General features: G+C 43.1%; 21 protein-coding genes. 10 read left to right on the plus strand and 11 right to left on the minus strand.

The annotated features are described in order from the left end of the window. Positions 1-12: 12 nt before the first annotated feature. From A6J60_RS12475 to A6J60_RS12490, 4 genes are all read right to left on the minus strand, one after another. Positions 13-525, minus strand: a complete 513-nt coding sequence (locus tag A6J60_RS12475; protein WP_096066261.1) for a hypothetical protein — start codon at positions 523-525, stop codon at positions 13-15. Positions 526-530: 5 nt separating this feature from the next. Continuing rightward, complete coding sequence (gene carA / locus A6J60_RS12480) at positions 531-1,784, minus strand: glutamine-hydrolyzing carbamoyl-phosphate synthase small subunit (RefSeq protein WP_096066262.1); 1,254 nt, start codon at positions 1,782-1,784, stop codon at positions 531-533. A gap of 369 nt (positions 1,785-2,153) precedes the next feature. Beyond that, entirely contained in the window at positions 2,154-2,702 is a 549-nt protein-coding gene (locus A6J60_RS12485; RefSeq protein WP_096066263.1) for a phosphatase PAP2 family protein, read from the minus strand. 121 nt (positions 2,703-2,823) lie between these two features. Beyond that, entirely contained in the window at positions 2,824-3,909 is a 1,086-nt protein-coding gene (locus tag A6J60_RS12490) for a DUF475 domain-containing protein (protein WP_096066264.1), read from the minus strand. 271 nt (positions 3,910-4,180) lie between these two features. On the opposite strand from A6J60_RS12490, the gene A6J60_RS12495 reads away from it, so the two are divergent. The 4 genes from A6J60_RS12495 to A6J60_RS12510 all read left to right on the plus strand — a co-directional run bounded on the left by A6J60_RS12495 (position 4,181) and on the right by A6J60_RS12510 (position 7,363). Next, entirely contained in the window at positions 4,181-4,717 is a 537-nt protein-coding gene (locus tag A6J60_RS12495; protein ID WP_096066265.1) for a gamma carbonic anhydrase family protein, read from the plus strand. 111 nt (positions 4,718-4,828) lie between these two features. Continuing rightward, positions 4,829-5,536: an HAD family hydrolase gene (locus A6J60_RS12500; protein WP_096066266.1), complete on the plus strand. Its 708-nt coding sequence runs from the start codon at positions 4,829-4,831 to the stop codon at positions 5,534-5,536. 89 nt (positions 5,537-5,625) lie between these two features. Then, positions 5,626-6,721, plus strand: a protein-coding gene (prfB, locus tag A6J60_RS12505) for a peptide chain release factor 2 (protein ID WP_096066267.1) whose coding sequence is annotated in 2 segments (ribosomal slippage) — positions 5,626-5,697 and positions 5,699-6,721 — 1,095 coding nt in all. Because the reading frame shifts where the segments join, the coding sequence is not laid out codon by codon here. Between the two features lie 198 nt (positions 6,722-6,919). Next, a complete protein-coding gene (locus A6J60_RS12510) occupies positions 6,920-7,363 on the plus strand; it encodes a DoxX family protein (protein ID WP_096066268.1) in 444 nt (147 codons plus the stop codon). Positions 7,364-7,473: 110 nt separating this feature from the next. Here the strand turns inward: A6J60_RS12510 and A6J60_RS12515 are convergent, their stop codons facing one another. Beyond that, the gene (locus tag A6J60_RS12515) at positions 7,474-8,277 is read right to left on the minus strand and encodes a Cof-type HAD-IIB family hydrolase (protein WP_096066269.1); all 804 of its coding nucleotides are present in this window, start codon (positions 8,275-8,277) and stop codon (positions 7,474-7,476) included. Between the two features lie 276 nt (positions 8,278-8,553). Between A6J60_RS12515 and A6J60_RS12520 the strand changes: the two genes are divergently transcribed. Further along, positions 8,554-8,979, plus strand: coding sequence for a Replicative DNA helicase (locus A6J60_RS12520; RefSeq protein ID WP_096066270.1), 426 nt, complete (start codon positions 8,554-8,556; stop codon positions 8,977-8,979). Here A6J60_RS12520 and A6J60_RS12525 read toward each other — a convergent pair. Then, positions 8,976-10,763 carry a choline/carnitine O-acyltransferase gene (locus A6J60_RS12525; protein ID WP_096066271.1) on the minus strand — a complete coding sequence of 596 codons (1,788 nt, stop codon included), beginning with the start codon at positions 10,761-10,763 and terminating at the stop codon, positions 8,976-8,978. The genes A6J60_RS12520 and A6J60_RS12525 overlap by 4 nt on opposite strands. Before the next feature lie 369 nt (positions 10,764-11,132). Here A6J60_RS12525 and cobT point away from each other — a divergent pair, with 369 nt between their 5' ends. The 4 genes from cobT (at position 11,133) to A6J60_RS12545 (ending at position 14,795) form a co-directional block, all read left to right on the plus strand. Continuing rightward, positions 11,133-12,197: a nicotinate-nucleotide--dimethylbenzimidazole phosphoribosyltransferase gene (cobT, locus tag A6J60_RS12530; protein WP_096066272.1), complete on the plus strand. Its 1,065-nt coding sequence runs from the start codon at positions 11,133-11,135 to the stop codon at positions 12,195-12,197. A gap of 116 nt (positions 12,198-12,313) precedes the next feature. Then, positions 12,314-13,147: an adenosylcobinamide-GDP ribazoletransferase gene (gene cobS / locus A6J60_RS12535; RefSeq protein ID WP_096066273.1), complete on the plus strand. Its 834-nt coding sequence runs from the start codon at positions 12,314-12,316 to the stop codon at positions 13,145-13,147. Between the two features lie 103 nt (positions 13,148-13,250). Then, positions 13,251-13,937 carry a histidine phosphatase family protein gene (locus A6J60_RS12540; RefSeq protein ID WP_227526149.1) on the plus strand — a complete coding sequence of 229 codons (687 nt, stop codon included), beginning with the start codon at positions 13,251-13,253 and terminating at the stop codon, positions 13,935-13,937. Positions 13,938-14,204: 267 nt separating this feature from the next. Further along, entirely contained in the window at positions 14,205-14,795 is a 591-nt protein-coding gene (locus A6J60_RS12545; RefSeq protein ID WP_096066274.1) for a YhgN family NAAT transporter, read from the plus strand. Positions 14,796-14,921: 126 nt separating this feature from the next. Here the strand turns inward: A6J60_RS12545 and hutI are convergent, their stop codons facing one another. From hutI to hutU, 5 genes are all read right to left on the minus strand, one after another. After that, positions 14,922-16,274 carry an imidazolonepropionase gene (gene hutI / locus A6J60_RS12550; protein WP_096066275.1) on the minus strand — a complete coding sequence of 451 codons (1,353 nt, stop codon included), beginning with the start codon at positions 16,272-16,274 and terminating at the stop codon, positions 14,922-14,924. Positions 16,275-16,339: 65 nt separating this feature from the next. Then, positions 16,340-17,440 (minus strand): formimidoylglutamase, encoded by a 1,101-nt coding sequence (gene hutG / locus A6J60_RS12555; protein ID WP_413772366.1) that lies wholly within the window; start codon positions 17,438-17,440, stop codon positions 16,340-16,342. Positions 17,441-17,490: 50 nt separating this feature from the next. After that, on the minus strand, positions 17,491-19,047 hold the full coding sequence (gene hutH / locus A6J60_RS12560) for a histidine ammonia-lyase (RefSeq protein WP_096066276.1): 1,557 nt from the start codon (positions 19,045-19,047) through the stop codon (positions 17,491-17,493). Positions 19,048-19,375: 328 nt separating this feature from the next. Then, positions 19,376-20,758 carry a YjiH family protein gene (locus tag A6J60_RS12565; protein WP_264755581.1) on the minus strand — a complete coding sequence of 461 codons (1,383 nt, stop codon included), beginning with the start codon at positions 20,756-20,758 and terminating at the stop codon, positions 19,376-19,378. A gap of 110 nt (positions 20,759-20,868) precedes the next feature. After that, positions 20,869-22,587 carry a urocanate hydratase gene (gene hutU / locus A6J60_RS12570; RefSeq protein WP_096066277.1) on the minus strand — a complete coding sequence of 573 codons (1,719 nt, stop codon included), beginning with the start codon at positions 22,585-22,587 and terminating at the stop codon, positions 20,869-20,871. 262 nt (positions 22,588-22,849) lie between these two features. Here hutU and A6J60_RS12575 point away from each other — a divergent pair, with 262 nt between their 5' ends. Continuing rightward, positions 22,850-23,668, plus strand: a complete 819-nt coding sequence (locus A6J60_RS12575) for a UTRA domain-containing protein (RefSeq protein WP_102993973.1) — start codon at positions 22,850-22,852, stop codon at positions 23,666-23,668. Positions 23,669-23,798: the final 130 nt, after the last annotated feature.

Here is a 23,798-nt window from a genome sequence, read left to right on the forward strand (position 1 = left end):
ATTACATAAACTTTAGTGAATATTATCAAATGCTATATTCAGGTCTTTAAAATATTCTTCCCAGCTTTCAATTGAGTTCGAATAGTTGTAATTACCAATATTTACTATATGTTCAATGACTTGTAGAGATTGATCGAAAGTTAAATACTCATTATTAGCTAACAATTCGGCAAACTCCCCCATTTCAGATATTGTAAAACCGTATTCATATTTAGCCTGCAGTATGTCATCTTTAAGAACTGCAGTGAGCTCATCATTAAAATCATCATTATGAATATATACGATCTCGGGAATAACACGCTCTAATAATTCAAAAGGGTAGATCTTATTAAGCTTTAAAAGTATAGAGAATGCCCAATTCCAGCGTTCGTAAGGCTTTAAGGATTGCATCTTAAATTGGCACTGATTTCTAAAATTATTAACGGCTAACTGCCAAGTATTCTCATTAGATGCAGATCTCACTTTACAAAAGCTCTTACAATGCTGAATACTAGCTATAAAAATATTTTTTATTTTTTCGACCATCTAAACTAACTTTTAGCGTCAGCCAACATCTGTGCAAACTTGTTAAACAACAAAGCAGCATCATGTGGGCCGGGGCTTGCTTCAGGGTGACCTTGGAAGCTAAAGACAGGCTTATTGGTCAGCTCAATACCTTGGTTGGTACCATCGAATAACGAGCGATGCGTTGGCTTAACGTTATCTGGCAGTGTTGATTCATCAATTGCGAAGCCGTGGTTCTGGCTGGTAATCATCACCTTTTGAGTCTCAAGGTCTTGTACTGGATGGTTCGCACCGTGATGACCGGTTTTCATTTTCATAGTTTTTGCACCGCTGGCAAGACCAACCAACTGATGACCTAAGCAGATACCAAAGGTAGGTACGTTGGTTTCTTCAATGATGTGACGTACGGCCTCGATTGCGTAGCCACAAGCTGCAGGGTCTCCAGGGCCGTTTGATAAGAAGATACCGTCTGGGTTCATCGCTAATACATCTGCGATAGGTGTAGTCGCTGGAACAACGGTTACTTTACAGCCGATGTCGACCAGCATACGTAAGATGTTGGTTTTGGTACCAAAGTCGTAAGCAACCACATCATATTTGTGCTCAATGTGCTCACCTAGCTGTTTGTAGTAGCCGCCAGTCTCGCTTTCGGTTACGCCATGTACACCGCGGTCAGCCAGTTCCCACGTGCCTGCTGTCCATTCAAAACCGTCAGGGTGGGTGCATTCTTTTGCTAAATCCATGCCTTCAAGACCAGCAAAGCCTTTGGCAAGTTCTAATGCTTTTTCGATATCGTCATCGCTTAAAGTTTCACCATTACTGGCGGTCATAATACAGCCATTTTGAGCGCCTTTATCACGCAAAATTCGGGTCAATTTGCGGGTGTCGATTTCAGCGATAGCAACGGTTTCTTGACGAGTAAGATAATCAGATAGACTTTCTGAGTTACGGAAGTTTGAGGTGGTCATAGTGGCATCACGGATGATAAGTCCTTCAGCCCATACTTGATGCTTAAAATCAATATTACCTGATTCCGCATCTTCACTGTTGGTACCTGTGTTACCAATATGAGGGTAGGTTAGGGTGACGATTTGCTTGGCATAGCTGGGGTCAGTCAATATTTCTTGGTAGCCAGTCATTGACGTATTAAATACCACTTCACCAACACGGTGACCTGCAGCACCTATTGAGATTCCACGAAAAATACTGCCATCGGCCAACGCCAGCACAGCTTCAGTTTGTTGAGAGTTATTGTGTGTTGTGTCTTGTTGTACGCCCATATTACCACCCTTTTAATTCGTGTTTATCATGACCTGAGAGTTATCCATATTGCAACCATTGTTGGTTTAAAACAAGCCAAAAGCTTAAGTTCAAACAAGTTTAAAACAATTCAATTAACAAATTTTGGTCACAAAAAAGCGAGCAGGCCAATGACAGAAAACAACAAGATCACTAAAGGAAATTTTATTAGTGAGTGTTGCCAACTGTGTCATGTCTACTCGCTTAGGTACAGATTTCGCGTATTATACAAAACATAGTATTAAATGGCTACAACTATTATGCAATTTTTTTAATCTGTTACGCCTATTTTTTATTACTCCTACTGTCTATAAAACCAAACAGGACTTTACTGTTAAGAAACCATCATATTAGAAGCTATAATGTACCGCCAATTGGTACGACTCAGGTGCTAAGTTAGCGCTGACATGTAGGGTATCGTCATAATAGCTCTTAGTTAAAAACATGCTACTGGCCACGCCCAACGCTGCGCCGGCAAGGACATCTGTGGTGTGGTGTTTGTCTGCTTCTAGTCGACTGTAACCCACAAAGGTGGCACCGATGTAAGCGGGAATACTGTATTCAAAGCCATAACGCTTATGAATAAAGCTGGCGCCTTGAAACGCAATCGATGTATGTGCAGAGGGGAATGAGTCGTTATCACTGTGATCAGGGCGCTCACGGTCTACGGTTTTTTTAAGTCCATAAGTGGTCACCGCATTGGCAGCAAAGGATTTATAAAACTGCATTCGCCCTTCAGGGTCATCCATATAATAGGTAGAGCCATAGGCCAACGCAGGGATGGCGACCATCATGATATCACCGGCGGTCTCGATATCTGAGCTGTTGGCATAAGAAGGGGTTGCTGTCAGTAACGAGCCTGAAAGTACAATAAGTGCTGCGCTGTGCTTATGCGACATGAGTGTGTCCTAATAAAGTAGCTGTTTTTATAAAGTTAGCTATTGTTGACTATCTAATTAAAAATCTTTTATTAACTGGCTTTTGTTAAGTAGCTTGTTAGTCACTAGTATCGATAACCAGCTATTGCTGAGCTTGACGCTTACGATACTGAATAGAGTTAAATAATGATAAGCCAATAAATGCCACACCAATCAATCCAGTGACCAGCTCTGGAACATGAAACTTCATCGACAGTAGCATAATAATGGCCAACGCACCGATGGCATAATGGGCGCCATGCTCAAGATAAACGAATTCATTAAGTGTGCCTTTGTCGACCAAAAATAAAGTCATAGAACGTACAAACATCGCACCAATTGCCAAGCCTAACATGATGATAATCACATCATTGGTAATGGCAAACGCACCAATAACACCATCAAAACTAAAAGAAGCGTCGAGCACTTCAAGATAGATAAAGCCAGCGATACCACCTTTTAAAATAGTGGTCGACACGCCAGCGGTATTGGTAATCACATTGCCTTGTGCGTCAGTCAGCACCTCGTCATCATCTTCAGCGCCGCTACTGCCTTCAAGCAGGCTTGAGAGCACATTCACGCCCAGATACACTAAGATACCCCAAATACCAGCAATCAAGATGGCCGACTCTTTGGCTTCATCAACCCAACTAAGTGAAATCATCAATACCACGATGGCCACAAAGGTACTCATGGCATCCACTTTGCTAAAGCGGGTCAATTTGCGCTCAAACCAGTCAAACCAATGCACTTCTTTATCACCAAAGATAAAGGTTAAGAACACCAATAATAAGAACATACCACCAAAGGCAGAAATTTCAGCATGGTGAGCGTTTAGGTGCTCTGCATATTGGGCTGGATTGTTTAAAGCCAATTGAATCACTTCGACGAAGCCAAGCTTTGCAGTGACGGCCACAATGACGATAGGGAAGATAAGGCGCATGCCAAATACAGCCACTAAAATACCAAGGGTTAAGAAGATTTTTTTCCAAAAATCATTCCAACCTTTTAAGATAGAGGCGTTTACCACCGCATTATCAAAAGAAAGTGAAATCTCCATCACTGCCAAAATAGCGGTAATAGCCAGTGCGCTAAATAAGCCAGCAATACCGCTGTGAGAGTAGCCCCACCAAGCGGCAGCGATTAAACAGGCGATGGTGAAAATGATATCAAATAAAAAATGACGCATAGGGTGTCCAGATAACCAGATAAATAGTGCTATAGTTGCTGATGCAGATGATAGCATGAGATGAGGTGACAATAAATTGACTTTAGTTGCCGAGCTCACCAAGATATATAAAACATTTATAAAAAGTGTTTAAGGTCGTTATTGTCAGTCAGTGTCAGTGTCAGTGTCAGTGTCTGCGCTTTAAAAGTGTTGAAAACACTGACTTTTCAGGTTCTATAGACCTAAAACAATAGCTGCGAGTATAAACCATAAATGAGACAAGGAATATATAATGATATATCAATTTTTGGATAAAACGCCTAAGTTTGCTGCTCCCTTCAACGGTTGGGTTGCAGAGAGCGCTCAAGTCATTGGTGATGTCTATTTAGGGCACAAGGCCAGTGTCTGGTTTGGCGCAGTGATTCGTGGAGATAACGAGCGCATACACATCGGTGATTATACTAATGTGCAGGAAAACGTGGTGATTCATACCGATGCGGGTATTGAGGTGAATATTGGCGATTATGTCACTATTGGTCATTTGGCAATGCTGCATGGCTGTCAGGTTGGTGATAATAGCTTGATTGGTATCGGCGCAGTGGTGCTAAACAATGCCAAAATTGGCAAAAACTGTATTATCGGTGCCAAAGCGCTAGTGACAGAAGGCAAGGAGATTCCAGATAACTCATTAGTCATGGGCGCACCGGCAAAAGTAGTGAAAACCTTAAGTGATGAGCAAGTGGCCATGTTAAAATTATCGGCGCAACACTATGCTGAAAAGTGCCAACAGTTTAAAACAGGATTACTGGCGGTAGCGCAGCCTGAATAATCGCCTGTTAATTGGTGTTTTATTGAAGATAGTTTTTTAACTGTTTATTAAAGACCGTTTATTAAAACTGTGTTTTAAAGTTTGGTTGTTAAATAACGTATGAGAGAAAGTATGCAAAATCAATCTGTAACAGCATCAGACGCCCAAAAAACGTTGGCCTTATTCGATCTGGATCATACGCTACTCGATGTCGATAGCGATTATCTATGGGGTGAGTATATCGTCAATAACGGACTGGTTGATGAGGCGCAATATCGCACCGCTAACCAAAAGTTTTATCAAGACTATATCGAGGGCACCCTAGATGCCACTGAGTATAATGAATTTGTGGCGCAGTTTTTGACCAGCCTGCCGATGGATGAGTTGTGTCAAATACGTGAAGACTATATTGAGCAAGAAATCGTGCCGCATATGCGCCCTAAGGCGATTGACGCCATTCGTCATCACTTAGACTCAGGTCATGATGTGGTGATTATCTCAGCAACCAATGATTTTGTGGTATCTGCCATCGCTGAGCGCTTTGGTATCAAGCAGTCGCATGTGTTAGCCACGCCGCTTGAAATTGCTGACAATCGCTATACTGGCAAATTAACCGACAAGCCAAACTTTCAAGACGGTAAAATATACCACTTGAATAAATGGCTAGAGACTAAAAAACAGCAGGGCGTTGAGTACGATAAAACCTATGCGTATTCGGATTCAAAAAACGATTTGCCACTATTGCAATGGGCCGATGTGGCGATAGCGGTGACTCCTGATGACACGTTGCATGCGCATGCCTTGTCACATCGCTGGGCGGTTGAAGACTGGTCACTTTAACCTTAAGGTGCTGACTTAAGCCTCTAAGATCAAAAAGACTAAGCCCTTTGCTACTACAATGTTTTACAAGTGAAATAACTGGAACTTCTATGGAAATTAACCAATATCAAGAACAAATTAAAGACCTAACCACACGAGCTCAGGACCTACGGAGGTACCTTTGACTTTGATGGCAAATCTGAACGCCTAGAAGAAGTCAATCTTGAGATGGAGTCGCCAGACTTATGGAATGATCCAGAGCGAGCGACCAAAATCAGTAAAGAAAAAAGTCAGCTAGATGGTGTGATTAATACCATTACTGGGCTTGAAACTAGTCTGGAAGATGCGGCAGCGATGCTTGAATTAGCGGTTGAAGCAGAGGACGAGTCACTGTTGGCCGATGTCCAAAGTGAGTTAGACGCCGCGCAAGCACAGGTCGATGATCTTGAGTTCAAACGTATGTTTGACGGTGAAATGGATGCCAATAACTGCTTCGTTGATATTCAATCGGGCAGTGGTGGTACTGAAGCACAAGACTGGGCAGAAATGCTACTGCGCATGTACACCCGTTGGTGCGAGTCGCATGGCTTTAAGGTTGATATTATAGAAGTGTCCGCAGGTAGTGTGGCTGGCGTGAAGTCGGCCTCATTTAAGGTCAGCGGTGATTATGCCTTTGGTTGGTTACGTACTGAAACCGGGGTGCATCGCTTAGTGCGCAAATCTCCTTTTGATAGCAATAATGGCCGCCATACCTCGTTTGCAGCGGTATTTGTGTCGCCTGAAATTGATGATGATATTGAGATTGATATCAATCCAGCTGACTTACGCATCGATACCTATCGCTCGAGTGGGGCCGGTGGTCAGCACGTTAATACCACCGATTCAGCGGTACGTATTACGCATGAGCCAACCGGTGTGGTGGCACAGTGTCAAAATGAACGCAGCCAACATGGTAACAAAGCCACGGCAATGAAGATGCTACGTGCAAAACTGTACGAGCTTGAGATGCAAAAGCGCATGGAAAAGCAGCAAGCAGTTGAGGACAATAAGTCGGATGTGGGCTGGGGCAGTCAAATTCGCTCTTATGTGCTTGATGATTCGCGTATTAAAGACTTGCGTACTGGGGTTGAGACCTTTAACACGGGCGCGGTACTTGATGGTGACTTAGATCAATTTATTACCGCCAGTCTTAAGGCTGGGCTGTAGTTTTGCAACTATAATGATTGTTTATTAGCTGGTAATGATCGCCTAATAGTTGGTCTAAAGCACAACTACCATTATTAAACAAAACTTTAACAAAATAATTGCAGTAAAGTTTAACTTATCAATGTAATCTACGACTGGTATGACAATCATGCCAGTCTTTTTTTTGTCTCTAACGTTGTCTCCGATAAGGGGGAGTTTATGAGTAAAGTATTATTTAGTTCTTTATCTCGGTTTGAGCCTTATGTGCTAGCCATCTTACGTATTGTGACAGCGTATGCCTATTTACTAAACGGTACCACCAAGCTATTTGGTATTCCTGTTAGTGAGCATCCAATGCCTGAGCTGTTCTCATTTATGTGGATGGGCAGTGTGTTAGAGGTTGTGTTAGGGGTTATGTTGTTGGTCGGCTTTCAAACACGTTTGGCTGCCTTTATTAGTTCAGGTATGATGGCTGTGGCCTATTTTGGTTTTCATGCTCAGTTAGATAATTTTTGGTTACCTTTAAACAATGAAGGTGAGGCGGCTGTATTATATTGCTTTATTTTCTTATATTTATGGGTGCGTGGTAGTGGTGCTTGGGCTTTTGATAAAGAAACCTATTTGCCTGTTCATTCAGATGCTCATTTGTCTAATAAACGCTAAACTTAAGTTGTTTTATTCCATTAACGATTGATAAGTTTGTCATTAAAAAACCGTTTAACATTGATGATGTTAAACGGTTTTTTAATTTATATGTTTTATGATGATTAAATTCAGTCAAGTAAGTGTTGTAATGCAGTTTGAACACCTTGCTCTTCAATGGAGCCAGTAATAAAGTCCGCTTTTTGTTGCAGTGCTGGCTGGCCATCTCCCATTGCCACGCTATAGCCAACCAAATCAAACATCTCTAAATCATTAAAGCCATCGCCAATGGCCATCGCCTCACTGACATCTATACCAAAGTAATTACAAACGTCCTGCACACCACGGGCTTTGGATGCTTCAATTGGCAAAATATCACCGCCAACATGATGCCAATGTACCAACTTTAATCCATCAGCAGCAAAATCAACGTCCTGCATTTTTTCGACTTCATCATTGAAAAACACCGAGCACTGATACACTTGATGGTGTTTAAAATATCCAGGGTCAATAATGGCGCTAGGATTTTCGGCAGCAAAAGCACGAATACGCTCATTATCATTGGCCCATGCCAAGTGCTGTGCTGAGTCAAACTTATGCACAAGATGGTCTTGTCGGCATAATGTATCTATTTTGGTTGCTTGCTCTAGAGTTAATGGATAGTGGCTGATGACGCCTTTTTTATCAAAGTTATATTGTCCATTGGTGCAGACAATGGCATCAAACACATCACGTTCAAGCAGTGCCATGATATCTGCCGGTATGATAGATTTTGAACGTCCAGTGGCAATGGCTAGTTTTACATCGGTTTTAGCCAGTTCAATCAAAGTCGCTTCATTATGGGGTGCAATCTCGCCGCCACGACTTAAGGTATCGTCAATATCAAAAAAGATAATTTTTGGTATAAAAGTAGGAAGATTGGTTTGAGTTGTCATGTCAGTCCTAATACTTGAACATTATTTATAGGTTTATAGGTTTATAGGTTTATAGGTTTATAGGTTTATAGGTTTATAGGTTTATAGGTTTATAGGTTTATAGGTTTATAGGTTTATAGGTTTAAGTGAAGCTTTAATGATTACCATAGCATAAGTGGTAGAAATTAGGGCGTGTCTGCGAGAATGTGGGTTATAATCAGATATCGATAGAGCAATGTGATTATCACAATAAACAATAACAATGGCCAACCGCCAAAATCCTTAAGAGCAATATAAATGATTAATACTAAAATTTATAAACAAATATATTTACTGGCAGAAGAATTGCTAGCCGCTGACCAAGCGCAAGACCAACCGCAGTTCGATGCGTTATATGACGAGCTGAAAGCGCTATGTAACACCCATGAAAATACTGACAAAGATCATCCAGAGCAGTGGGAAACCTTGGCTGACTTTACCTCAGACTTGGATTTAGCATTGGCACTATATGACAAAGCGCTGGTCAAAGCTGAGGCAGTCAACTCCAAGGACCATATGGCATCGATTGCCTTTTCAAAAGCTGAGCTACAGCAGCAGTTAGGTGAGTTACAAGCGGCGATAGAAAGCCTGCAATATGCCAAACAACACGCCAATAAAATCGAAGATAAAGAGTTTAAAGTCGAAATTGATGACAAACTACAGGCACTGCTTAAAATGGTTTAAGCCTGCTGAGTCAAAGCAACCAGCTTAGCGATCGCTTCAACACAAGCATCACACATCTGTTCAAGATAGGGGCTGCTGTCTTGATCAGCAAACAGCACAAACTCGTAATGGCTGTCATCTAAGCTGTAATTAACGCCAAACCCGCCGGCCATCACTGGTGCAAATAAAATGCGTCGAACCGGTGACTGAGTACCCATCGATGAGGTAGATAAAAAGTCGCCGCCGGTCAGGGTCTTATAGCCTGGGCTGTTGAAGAACTCAGCCATACTTGAGTCATTAGCATCCGCATCGGTCATCATATATTTTAATCCAGACAGGTGACGATCAAAGGCCTGACCTGTTTTACAGGCTATCACTCGTTGTTTATGCGCATCTAACGCTTGCTGTAACAAATCCATATCAGTAGTTGGCTTAGCATTGTTACTGTCTTTGTTGTCGTCATCTAGCAGTTCCTGAACCAAAGCAATCGCTTGCTCACTATTAGGGCGTAACCCTTCTGTGCGCCCGGCCATAAAGTGACTGGTATCGACAGCCTCATAGGTATTACGCACTTGACCAAAGGTTTTTAGCTGAGCATAGAGCAGCGCAAACTGCATTAGTGCATCATGACTGACTTTACCTTGAAGCCCACTATAATCTGCTAGGCTGCGTTGAACCTTAATTTGTTGGGCACGCTGGCGGATGTCTTCAATGTCCTGTTGAATCTGCAACAATAGCGACTCATCGTCACATTGCCAGTCTAAGCGCTGAGCTTCAGATACTGACTTTTCACTGCTATGACTGTCATCATCAAAATTAATGTGTGATTTTAACGCTTCTGGGGCAGCATCGACTAAGCCAAAAGCATAATTAAACATGTGTTGTAGAGCCGCGCCATCTATTTCACTGTGCTCGAAGTGAATGGCCAAAAAGTCAGAATCCAAATCCATTTGATAGGTATTGGGTTTTAATTGCCAAGCATGTCCTGGCATAAAGGTTTGTTGCTGAATCTGAGTGACATCATCCGCACCCGAGCGATACAGTGACAGGCAAAATAGACTGTCTTTAACCGCTTGATAGGCTTGCTTATTGTGCGGCTGCTGACACAGCTGATTTAAATAGCTAGCGACTTTAACACTGCCCAATGCACTCACTTCGGTAAAGTCGATAACCGGCTTTTCATAATCCGCATTTATAATCAATTCTAGGATGGCTTCAATTTGAGCTGCAGATATCAGCTTGCCGGTGTTGTCAGTTAGGGGCAGCGTAAAATGATGACCTTGCCAAAATAGGCTCATGCTGCGATTGGCCGCTTGTTTCGGTGCGTAATAATAACTATCCTGCACCGCCTTATCGGCACTTGGCTCACGAATGGCACCAGTTAATAGTCGCCAGTTGTACATAGAGATGGGCTGGCCACGTGGATCAATCGGAGGCTCAATGTTGTCATTAATATAATCTAGATGTAACCACGCCAATCGATAGATAAGGCTAACAGCTCGCTTAATGCCAGTGTGTGCGGTCTGATAGTTGATCTGTAAGCTGGCGTTATTGGTAATGGCGTGTGGGCGGGTGTCTTGCAGGTACTCTGCCAACTTAAGCTCAGTCAACCAGCTTAGCCCTTGATTTTCTTGAGTCTGTGCATAGGCTTGTAATCGTTGTTGCAGGATGGGGCCGCCTTGATTTTGAAAGGCTTGTGCAGCAGCTGCGGTAGCATCACGCTGCTGTGGGCTTAACAGGGGTGAGATGCCGCCCATAAAGCGCTGCAGGGTTTGATCTAACTTAGGAATAGGAAGCGATTGCATACAGTATCCTTAATGATAAAAATGATTTTATTATTGTGCACATTTAAATAAAAAAACAGCCTTTAAAATCTAGTCTATGCAGTAAGTTAACATCATAAGCACTGAGTATCAATTAAGCCAATATTTAAGCCGATATCGTTGTGCTGATATTAAATATTCACGCTATTCACATCGCCTTTTAAGTCATTAAAAAGTCAATCAGTTTGGCTTGGAATGTCATGCATAACACATTCTAATGCGATAAACTATCGCACATAATAAGTGCCACTGATGACACTTAAAAACTATTAAAATATTTAGTGGCATTTAAACCAGCACTATTAAAATCAACAGAATTAAAATTAGCATTATTTAAAAAGGATATCCGCTTTGACTACATTATCGCTGCCAACACTTGCCACTATTGATGATGACAACCTGCAAAGTGAAATACAAGCGCTGTGGGATAATAAAACCAAGCCACAAGGGTCGCTTGGCCGCTTAGAATCATTAGCGATGCGTATTGGCTTGATTCAAGGCTCAACAACGCCAAGCGTTGATAGGGCACACATTCGTGTGTTTGCCGCTGATCATGGTCTAGCGCAGCATGGTACTTCTGCTTTTCCAACCGCTGTCACTGCTCAAATGGTATTGAACTTCTTAAACGGCGGCGCTGCTATTAATGTGCTCGCCCGACAGCATGAGATAGAGTTAAAAGTGGTAGATGCTGGTGTGGCAGCGGATTTTGCTGATTTTGGTATCACTGATAATCCGCAATTAATTAGCCAATACAAAGTCCGTTTAGGCAGCCGTGATGCGCTAAATGAGCCTGCTATGACTCAAGAGGAATGTGTGCAAGCCATTAATGCCGGCATGGAAATTGCCAAGCAGCTTGACGCAGAAGTATTTATCGCAGGAGAGATGGGCATTGGTAACACCTCTGCTGCCAGCTTATTATTATCACGATTAGAAGATATTCCTATTGCCCAATGTATTGGTCGTGGCACCGGTCTTGATGATGCCGGACTTGCTCGCAAAATTGACACCTTAACACAAGTGCTACAACGTCATCAGCAGGTAACTGAGCCATTAGAAGTATTGGCAGCATTGGGCGGATTAGAGATTGCAATGATGGCAGGTGCCTTTATTCAAGCCGCGCATGAAAGACGAGTATTATTGATTGATGGATTTATTACCAGTAGTGCCTTGTTGGTCGCTGAACGTTTAGTACCAGGGGTGGCACAGTTTGCCGTTTTTGCCCATCATTCTGTAGAGCCCGGTCATGCGCACTTATTAAAGGTTTTAAATGCTCAGCCATTGCTGGACTTTGATTTGCGCTTGGGTGAGGGCAGTGGCGCAGCTTTGGCTTATCCACTGTTAAAGTCAGCCTGTTTAACTTTTAAAGAGATGGCCAGCTTTGCAGAGGCTGGTATTAGTGAAAAAGACAGCCATTAATTTGTCAGTGATTAATATCTAAGTCATTAATATTTAAGTCGCTAACAATAAGTTTATTATCATTAAGTCTATTAGCAACCAAGCCATTGATAATCCAGCAATGAGACAGATCATTCATGTCATCAACATCCCCACATCCTAAGCGCTCAGTAATAGAGAGCATCAAAACTGAATGGCGATTGTTATTGGTCGCCATTCAGTTTTTAACCCGAATTCCGGTCACCTTAAACAGCTATCAGCCCAATTGGCTCCATCAAAGCAGTCGTCATTTTCCAGGCGTTGGGTTAATCGTCGGGATGCTGTGTGCGGCTGTTTTTGCTTTGGTCAGCTACTTTTTTAACCCTTTGGTAGCAGCCATTGCCAGTACCGCTTTTGGTATTAAGTTAACCGGTGCTTTCCATGAAGATGGGTTAGCCGATACCTGTGATGGTCTTGGCGGCGGCTTAACCCGTGAGCGTACGTTAATCATTATGAAAGATTCGCGTATTGGTACTTATGGGAGCCTTGGCTTGGTATGCGCTTTGCTATTAAAGGTAAGTTTGCTGGCATCAATGCCAACGTCTGTCGCACTGGCTGCCTTAATTGTGGCACACAGTGTGTCACGATGGATGTCTACCAGCTTAATTGTAGCATTGCCCTATGGCGGTGAAATTGAACATGCCAAAGCCAAACCAATGGCGCAACAAATGTCTAGCAAACAATGGTTTGCTAGTGGCTTATGGCTGATTGCGGTGGCTATGGTCTTAGTGGTAGTGCTACCTGATGGCTTATGGCAAATTAGCTTGGGGCAATGGCTACTGGCTATAACATTTGTAGCTATTGCCATGGCTCATATGTATCGTCTATTAAAACGCCGCTTGCAGGGTTATACCGGTGATGGATTGGGTGCCACGCAGCAGATTACTGAAATTGCCATTTATGCCGGTTTAGCAGCGACTATTAACTTTTAGCGGTGACTTACTATTAACCAAGTATTCTAAATTTCAGAGCGCAAGTTACAGGGCCTAAATTGAAGCATAGTGCTTAAGGACAGTGTTTAAGGACCGTATTTAAATGTTGAAGTTGTATATTTGGCGTCATCCAAAGCCCAGTGCAGTGCGTGGGCTGTGCTTTGGTCAGCTTGATGTTGCGGTAGATAGGCGCAAGGTGAAGCGTTTGGCCAACCAAATAGACCGTTATGTCAAAAAACATAAGTTGCCTAAAGTCATTTGGGTCAGTCATTTACAGCGTTCAAAACAAGTGGGTGAGGTGTTGGCAGCACGAGGCTATCAATGCTTGGTTGATCCACAATTAGCAGAAAGCTATTTTGGTGCTTGGGAGGGCAAACCTTGGACTCAAATTAGCAAGGCTGAAGTAGATGCCTGGTGCAATAACTTTGCGCATTTTGCACCAGAAGGCGGTGAGAGTTTAACGCAACTATTTGCACGAGTGGCCGCATGGATTAACAAGCAGCAGACTAATCAGACATTACAAACCGCTACCCATAATAGTCATACACCAAGCCATCATACACCAAGCCATCATGACATACACAGCAATAAGACATTAAGTCTGGCATCAGTGAGCGAAGAAGAAGCTAGAACTATATTAGTAGTGGGTCACGCCGGCTGGATCACCACAGCAACTCTGATTGCAAAACAAATTCCGGTACCAGAAAAGGCCATAGACTGGCCAATGCCTGCTAAATACCAAGAGCTGAGGGTATTATCCTATCCAAATTTGGTTGATGATTATAAATAGCTAATAACTAATAAATAGATAATCAATAAACTGAAGGTTTTAGTCAAAAGTTTAAGACTAATAGCGCTTAGTATGATAGTTTAGCGACCAGTATTAGTATTGACGATATGACATGATTTTATAGTCAATCAGGTGCCGTTAATAATAAAAATAATTTAAAATATAGCGCGCGTGTCGCATTTTGAACAACTCATCTATGATTAATATAAAAATTCATAGATACTTTTGGCACACATAAGCTTGAAACAATAATAATTAAGGGGAATCATGGAGATTTACGCCGCAGCACTGACTTTGTTTTTAATTATGGATCCTTTGGGTAATATTCCCATATTTTTGGCAGTATTGGACAAAGTCCCTGAAGAAAGGCGCAAGTTTATTATTGTCAGAGAGCTGTTGATTGCGTTAGCGTTAATGGTACTGTTCTTATTTGCCGGTGGTAGTATCTTACACACCTTAGGCTTGAGCACAGAAGCTGTCGCTATTGGTGGTGGTCTGGTTATGATGATTATCGCCATCCGTATGATTTTCCCAACCCGAGGCGGGGTGATGGCCGATGACGATGATGATGATGGGGAACCATTTATTGTACCGTTAGCGGTGCCTTTAATTGCAGGCCCTTCGATTTTAGCAACCTTAATTTTGCTGACTGAAAAAAATCCAGAGAGTATCCCCAAGTCATTGGCTGCTTTGTTGCTGGCGTGGTTTGTATCCTCAGTTATTTTATTCTTCTCAACTAAGCTTTATAAAATATTGGGTCATCGTGGACTTAAAGCGGTTGAGCGCTTAATGGGTATGATTCTAATCTCCATTTCGGTGCAAATGCTATTAAATGGTTTCGCATCATTTATGAACTAGTCCAAATCTATTAAATAAATAAAAAACCTCGCTAATACTAATTAGCGAGGTTTTTTAATGGGTGCTCTGATAGTCGGTGTGAGCGTCTCAGGTTCTATCTGTAAAATATGAGATAGAGACCAAATTTTAAGCTAGGTTGGTTGATTTAACCTGACCATTAATCACAACCATATCTAATGGGTTTAAACCCATCTGATAAGCAAGATCGGCAGGACGCTCGATATTCCATAAGGTTAAGTCAGCATCGACGCCTACTTCAATACGGCCTTTGTTATCTAGTCCTAATGCCTTTGCTGCATGAGTCGTAATGCCTGCCAGTGCCTGCTCAGGGGTCATACCAAATAAAGTGCAGCCCATGTTAAGTGTCATTAGCAAAGAGGTTAAAGGCGAAGTTCCTGGGTTACAGTCGGTCGATAAGGCAATGGCGACATTGTGTTTGTACAGTGCTTGCATCGGCGGTAACTGCGATTCTTTTAAGGTATAAAATGCTCCTGGCAATAGTACAGCGACCACATCGTGCTCGGCCATCTTCTGAACGTTTTTCTCAGATAAATACTCTAAGTGATCAGAGGATAAACCATTGTAGTCGGCAACCAAGCCACTACCATCCATATCACTTAACTGTTCGGCATGTAGCTTAACGGGCAGCCCTAGCTGCTTGGCGGCATCAAATACCTTGGCCATTTGTGCTTTACTAAAGCCAATGTTCTCACAAAAGCCATCAACCGCATCGATTAAGCCTTCCTCATGTAAAATAGGCATCCATTCGCAGACCGCATCGATGTATTCATCGGAGCCATTTTCTTTGTTTTTATACTCAGTCGGTAGGGCGTGTGCGGCAAGGTAAGTGGTCTTGACCGTTATGCCATAATCTTGGCCCAATTGACGAGCCACTTGTAGCATTTTGCGTTCAGTGTCTAAATCTAAGCCATAGCCAGATTTAATCTCGATAGTGGTAACGCCTTCAGCAAGTAGCGCTTGCAAACGACGCTCGGTTTGCGCATATAATTCATCAAAATCAGCCTCACGAGTGGCGGTAACTGTCGCCACAATACCGCCGCCATTATCAGCAATTTCTTTATAACTCACGCCTTGCAAACGTGCTTCAAATTCATTGCTTCGGTTGCCGCCATAGACCAGATGGGTATGACAATCGACTAAGCCAGGGAGCAGCCACTGACGATTGGCATAAATGATTTTGTCATCAGCATCAGCTTGCATAATTGCTTGATGATAAGCAGGGCTGTTTAATGCGCTTTGACTGTCGCCAATCCAACTGATTTTGCCATCTTTAATGGTCAAGGCCGCATCGATAATCTGACCATAAGGGCTATGGTGTTTGTTGGCATCCGTATTTTCTGAATGAGCGACTGCTAGGCTTCTATCAAAGCCATATTGTTCAGAAAAAGTAGCGATATTGGCATGTAAAATGAGAGTGTCAAAATCTTCTGGGAAATTTTTAATCATTGAGGATGTCATAAGTGACTCCGAGTCTATAAATGGGTTTGTTTTAATATTTATAATCTTTTTAACTGTTGAATCTTTTAATTTTTTAATAACAAATGGTGCTGAATCATCAGTGCCAATAATCTTGCAGTGACTTTACAGCTGCGACCATCAATGTCATAAGTGGGGTTAATTTCGGCAAAATCAGCCATTTTTACTTTACCACTGGCAAAAATAACCTCAAGGCAGCGCTCGGCAAAATCAAGGGAGATACCCTTGGCAGCAGGCGCGCTAACGCCCGGTACTACGCTGGCAGGGAAGGCATCCATATCAATAGTGACATACAAGACGTCAACTTGCTCAATAAATTGCTCTAATTGTTGTGCCATAGCATCCCAGCTACTACGCGCACAACTGTCATCACTAATAATAGTCACGCCCAGTTCATTGGCGCGATCAAATAAGGCGGTAGTATTAGAAAACTGACTGATGCCAATAGCACAGTAATGAAACGGTTGGCCGTTTGCTTGGTTGTGTTCAGCAATTTGGCGAAACGGGGTGCCAGAGGTGCCTTTTTGCGCATTACGTATGTCTAAATGGGCATCAAAGTTGATAATACCAATCTTAGGGCTATCTGCTTGATCGGGCTGGTTCAGCGCATGCCATAACCCCATATAACTTGCATATGCAATGGCATGACCACCGCCTAAACCGATGGCCAGGCTACCTTGATTGATAATCTCAGTCACTTGCTCACTGTATTTGGCTTGGGTTTGCTCAAGTACCTCTGGCATCAAGCGGTCATTGTCATGACACACGATATCGCCGGCATCACTTAATAAGCTAGCGTATTGTGAGCTGTCGAACTTATCTTGCAACGCTGGTGTAATCGGTAGCTTCGCAAAGCTTTGACGTATGGCAGGCGGTGCGTTTCTGGCACCGACACGGCCTAAGTTACGACGCACGCCCTGATCACAGGCAAAACCGACCAAGGTCACTTTTGAGGCAGGTTTATTATCTACGCTGTCAGATTGAGTATTGTTGTCTTGAGCAGCGCTATAAGGTTGCACCAGCTGATACCAATAAAGCGCACGTTCTGACTCGTCAGGCTCAGCTCGACCTGTCCAGAGACTGGCATCAAAAGGATTGCGCGCCACACCAGCGTTCGTGCTGTCTATGGAAGAAGACGTCATTGACATAATAGACACTCTCAAATGTTAATAATGGGTTTTAGTTTGCTGTTACTGCCTTAATCTTGCATGAACCAATCTGCGCGAAGCTCAGACCAATGTTCATTCAGCGCTGCAGACAGTACCAGTTGCTTAGCTGCTTCGATGTCAGGGGCCAGATAACGGTCTTTGTCATAGAAGGTCACTTTTTCACGTAACAAGCCATGCGCTTGGCTTAACAGTTTCGAGGTTTTTAGCCCTTTGTGGAAATCAATCCCTTGTCCTGCTGCCAATAATTCAATACCAACGATAGTAGCGGTATTCTGTGCCATATCATACAGGCGGCGGCCAGCAAAGGTTGCCATAGACACATGGTCTTCTTGGTTGGCAGACGTCGGGATGCTGTCTACGCTGGCAGGGTGTGCCAATGATTTATTCTCTGACGCCAAAGCAGCTGCGGTAACGTGGGCAATCATAAAGCCTGAGTTAACCCCTGGATTATCCACTAAGAAAGGCGGTAGACCGCCATTCAGGGTGGCGTCTATCAGCAGTGCCACGCGGCGCTCTGACATAGAGCCAATTTCTGCGATGGCAAGGGCTAAAGTGTCGGCAGCAAAGGCAACTGGCTCGGCATGGAAGTTACCACCTGAGATAGCAACCGGACCGTCTTCGTCTCTGAAAATAAGCGGATTGTCAGTGACGGCATTGGCTTCGATAAGTAAGGTGTTGCCAGCTTGATTGATTATGTCTAAACAGGCACCGACCACTTGTGGTTGGCAGCGCAGACAGTATGGGTCTTGGACACGGTCATCGTTTTCGGTGTGCGACGCACGAATTTGGCTGCCATCAATTAAGCTGCGGTGCGCTTTAGCAATTTGAATCTGACCATGATGGCCACGTACGTCGTGAATACGCGCATCAAAAGGTGAGTCAGAGCCACGAGCAGCGTCAACTGATAATGCACCTACCACGGTTGCTGTCGCCACTAAGTCACGGGCTAAGAAGTAACCTCTTAAGGTTAAAGCAGTCGATACTTGTGTGCCATTAATCAGCGCTAAGCCTTCTTTGGCAGCTAAAGTGACTGGTTCAAGATTAGCTTGTGCTAGTGCCTCTTTGGCCTGCATTTCTTGGCCATTAACGTAACAGGTTCCTTGACCAAGCAGGGTCAAGGTCATGTGTGATAAAGGCGCTAAATCGCCTGATGCACCTACTGAACCTTTGGCAGGAATATGTGGAATGATGTTGTGATTAATCAGATTGATTAAGCCATCAATCACCTCACGACGCACGCCAGAGAAGCCTTGTGCTAGGCTAGCCACTTTCATCACCATAATCAGACGTACAACGCCGTCTTCTAAGCGCTCACCGGTGCCTACAGAATGCGACACAATCAGATTGTATTGTAATAAGCCGAGCTGATCATCACTGATGCGTGTTTTTGCCAATAAGCCAAAGCCGGTATTAATACCATAAGCACTTTTATCACGGCCAATGATTTCTTTCACACAATCGTGCGAGGCGTCTATGTCTTTGTAAGCGCTGTCATCAAGACTGACTTGTACTGGCGCATCATAAACTTGGCGCAGTTGTTGGAAGGTGAGTTTGCGAGGGGTTAAGATTAGGCTTTGAGTGGTCATCGTAAAGTCCTTTTTATCTCTTGATTTGTTGTTATTAAGCTGTAAAAGGTGTTACTTTTTATGATGTTATTTAACAGGTATAGGGGTATAGCGAGGGTGTTCTAATGATACTTTTAATTTTTTATCAGTAATAATGGGTGTGTAAAATATAAATAGCCAAAATCGATTATTAAAAAACAGTGTGACAATTTAATTTAAAACTAAATTGCCACATTGAAACCTGCCATGTACTTCAGGCTTTTAATAGTTCAGCGTTAACTAAACAAAGTGCTAAAGCGACTAATATTCGAGCTAAAAAAACTATCCAAGCTTAAAAGGCTATCCAAGCTTAAAATATCCAGCCCATTGATAGCGCTAAGTGACCAAAGGCACCGGCAATTAAAATACTAAATACCGTACGTTCAAACCAAATAACCAGCATTTTTGGAATAGATAATGGAATTTTGGTCGCGAGTACACACGGAATCATAGCTGAGAAGAACAGCACGCTACTAATAGATACCACACCGGCCACATAACGTGTCATTAGGTCAGCTTCACTTAACAGTAGAGCAGGCAAGAACATTTCGGCCAGGCCAGCAGACATACCTTTTGCCGCTTCCATCGGATCGCCAACACCGGCTAACCAAGTAAATGGGTATAGTAATAAGCCTAAGATATCAAAGGCTGGGGTGAACTTATCCAATAATAAGCCTGCCAGACCAACGGCGATAATAGAGGGTACAATCGCTGCTGCCATCTCTAAACCATCACGGAAGTTATCCCAAAAGATTTTTGGAATATTGCCAGCACGTCTTGAGGTTTCAATCCCTAAATCAAGCGCTGCCGCAAAACGGTTGCCTTCATTGGTTTTACAATCACGGGCTTCGACATCGATGTCATCATCTGCCGCCATACTAATAGGCGGAATGCGCGCAGTAATGGCCGTCACTAAAAAGGTGATCACTAACGTTGACCAGAAGAAGACGTTCCAAAACTCCATTAGGCCCAGTGTTTTGGCAACAATTACCATAAACGCTGCTGATACCGTTGAGAACCCAGTGGCGATAATCATCGCTTCACGCGTCGAGTACATGCCTTTAAGGTAAACACGATTGGTGATTAGCAAGCCAATAGAGTAGCTGCCCACAAATGAGGCCACGGCATCAATAGCAGAAGAACCAGGGGTACGCCAAATAGGCTTCATAATCGGCTGTAGAAGAACACCAATCATTTCGAGCAGACCAAAACCAACCAATGCCGCGAGAATAAGCGCACCAATCGGCACAATCATGCCAACAGGGAGTGCCAATTTCTCAAATAAGAAAGGCATCATATCTGGTGTCATAATCACATCAGGCGCCATGCCCATGACATAAATAGCACCAAGTATGAGACCGGCAACCTTGGCAAGGGTTAACACAATATCGGTCAAGCTTTCTTTATATTTGCCGGTAACGATTGGTTTAAAAGCACCATATATCATCATTAAGAATAATAAAAATACTGACACACTGTGCATCTCAGTTACTAAGAACTTAGAGGCGTGGTCAAATAAAATGGTGCTTTTATCGTTAATGGTGAAAGGTATAAAGAAGCAGACAATACCGATAATACTGAAAATAATAAGCTGAATAACAGCTCGGCCGCGACTCAGTACAGGCTCATGTGCCGGTTGGTTTAACGCAACTTCACTGGGCATGGCTGAGTTAATATTGTGTGGGTCGTTCATAAAACATCCTTGTTTTTTGATAGTGGGTCTACTGAATTGCTTGCCATAAATTAGTTGCTATAAAAATTGAGTAATATCAAATAATTAATGACAAATATTAACAGCGTGCGCTATTTAATCATAGGTAATTTTAAGCCGTACTCTTTCGCTGTTTTAATCGCTAATTCGTAGCCTGCATCCGCATGACGCATCACACCAGAGCCACAGTCATTGACTAATACACGTGCTAGACGTTTGGCAGCCTCATCGGTACCATCAGCAACGATAACCATACCAGAATGCTGTGAGTAACCCATGCCAACACCGCCGCCATGATGCAATGATACCCAAGTAGCACCGCCGGCAACATTTAGCATGCCATTTAATAATGCCCAGTCAGATACAGCATCACTGCCATCTTGCATGCTTTCGGTTTCACGGTTCGGGCTGGCAACAGAGCCGGTATCTAAATGGTCACGACCAATAACGATAGGACCTTTAAGCTCGCCGCTTTTCACCATTTCGTTGAAAGCAAGACCGGCTTTATCACGCTCACCTAAGCCAAGCCAGCAAATACGGGCAGGCAGACCTTGGAACTTAATACGGTCATTGGCCATATCTAACCAGTTATGTACGTGTTTGTTTTCTGGGAATAGCTCTTTAATCTTTTGGTCAGTCTTGTAGATGTCTTCTGGATCACCAGATAGTGCTACCCAGCGGAATGGACCTTTGCCTTGACAGAATAGGGGACGCACATATGCAGGAACGAAGCCTGGGAAGTTAAACGCGTCTTTAATACCTTCATCAAAGGCAACTTGGCGAATGTTATTACCATAGTCAGTGGCAGGCACGCCCATTTTTTGGAATTCAAGCATGGCTTCAACATGGATGGCACAAGAGCGCGCAGCGTCTTTGGCTACTTTCTCAAATTTGCTTGGATCTTCTTGAGCTGCTTTCCATTCTTCGACAGTCCAGCCAATAGGCAGATAGCCGTTAACTAAGTCATGTGCAGAGGTTTGGTCGGTCACTAAGTCAGGTTTAATCTCGCCTGCTTTAGCACGTTTTACCATTTCAGGTAAGATTTCAGCGGCGTTGCCTAGTAGTGCGATAGAAACCGCATCACCAGCTGCAGTATGTTTTTTGATTAGCTCATAAGCGTCATCTAAATCTTTGGCTTGCATATCGACATAGCCAGTACGTAGGCGGAAATCGATACTGGTTTGCTGACATTCAATGTTTAATGACACCGCGCCAGCGAAAGTTGCTGCTAATGGCTGAGCGCCGCCCATACCGCCTAGACCTGCGGTCAGAATCCAGCGGCCTTTCCAGTTATCTGGGCTGGCAGTTTCTGCGCCTGCACCATAATGCTGACGACCTGCTTCAGCAAAGGTTTCATACGTACCTTGTACAATACCTTGGGTGCCAATATAAATCCAGCTGCCCGCGGTCATTTGTCCGTACATCATTAAGTCTTTGCGATCAAGCTCGTTAAAGTGCTCCCAAGTGGCCCATTTAGGCACTAAATTTGAGTTAGCAATTAATACACGCGGTGCATTTTCATGAGTTTGGAACACACCAACCGGCTTGCCTGATTGAACCAATAAGGTTTCATCATCTTCAAGCTGTTTAAGAGATTCTAAAATTTGATCGTAGCATTCCCAGTTACGTGCAGCACGGCCAATACCGCCATACACGACTAAGCTTTTTGGATTTTCGGCAACGTCTGGGTGTAAGTTATTTTGAATCATACGAAACGGCGCTTCGGTTAACCAGCTTTTACAAGTTAACGTTGAGCCAGTTGGAGAGGCGATTTCGCGGCTTTCATCTCTGCGAGTAAATTTAGAAGTCATGGCGAGTCCTTATGCATGATTATGGGGAGGGGATATTACAAAAAACGTGGTTAATACCAATAAGTTGTATAGACAAATTATCAAGAATGATATAACTATGCAAGGTTTTTTTTTAACAAAAATGTGCTTGTTTGGGCTGTCAGATAGTAGATAGTGGAATATGTTGGTTTAGTGACAGCCATTTTTTAGCTGCTATACTAATGCACTTTATTAATACACTTTCACTCAATCAATTAACCTACTAATTAATGAGCCCGTTCACATGGCAAAAAAACCGCAACAAGCAAAACGCACTAAGCCCGCCTATCAGCGCATTAAAGAAAATATTTTAAAGAATATTCATTCCGGTAAGTGGCAGGCAGGAGAAGCTATTCCAACTGAAATGGCGCTAGCAGAGCGTTTTTCAGTGTCTAGAATGACTGTCAATAGAGCATTAAAAGAATTAAGCGAAGATCGTGTCTTGGAACGTAGACAAGGCTCAGGCACCTATGTGGCGCAGCAACAGTATAATCATACCGTTGTTGAAGTGCGTAATATTGCAGCCGATATTAAAGCGGCGGGTAAAGCTTATGAAGCGCAAGTGATCTATCAAAAGCGGCTCAAAATTAGTGAAGTCAGTACTCATGTGTTGTCCATGTTCAACACCCCTATGATTGACAAAAAAGGGGGCAATAGCATGTGGATTAAAACTGAGATAGCGACCAGTAGCACCCTAAACAAGTGGCTAGAAAGTGATGAAGATGAGGATATTGATAGCGTTGAGATTGTGCATATTGCCGATGGTAAGCCGGTGCAATTTGAGGAGCGCTGGGTCGATGCCTCGCTAGTACCAAACTTTATTGATCAAGACTTTACCGTGGTCAATACCAGTGAATATCTGATTGAACAAGCGCCATTACAAGGCGGCAGCTATACCATTCGAGCAGTCGCTGCACCTAAAAAAGTAGCCAATGCGTTGCAAATCAAAGCAGGCGAGCCAGCCTTACTGCTAAGTCGTCAAACCTATTCAGCAGGCCGTGTAGTGACCTTTGTTAACATGTGGCATGCTGGAAATGGCTATCAATTTTCAGGCATTTTATAGCTAGCAGAATAAATAACTTGTTTACTAATGGTAAGTTGGCATATACTTATGCCTTAATAATATATATTATTGTATAATATAAGCGTCTCATAAAGGTATATAATAAATGACATTTATAGCCCAATTAAAG

The organism is Psychrobacter sp. FDAARGOS_221 (genome assembly GCF_002313155.2).
Taxonomy (GTDB): domain Bacteria; phylum Pseudomonadota; class Gammaproteobacteria; order Pseudomonadales; family Moraxellaceae; genus Psychrobacter.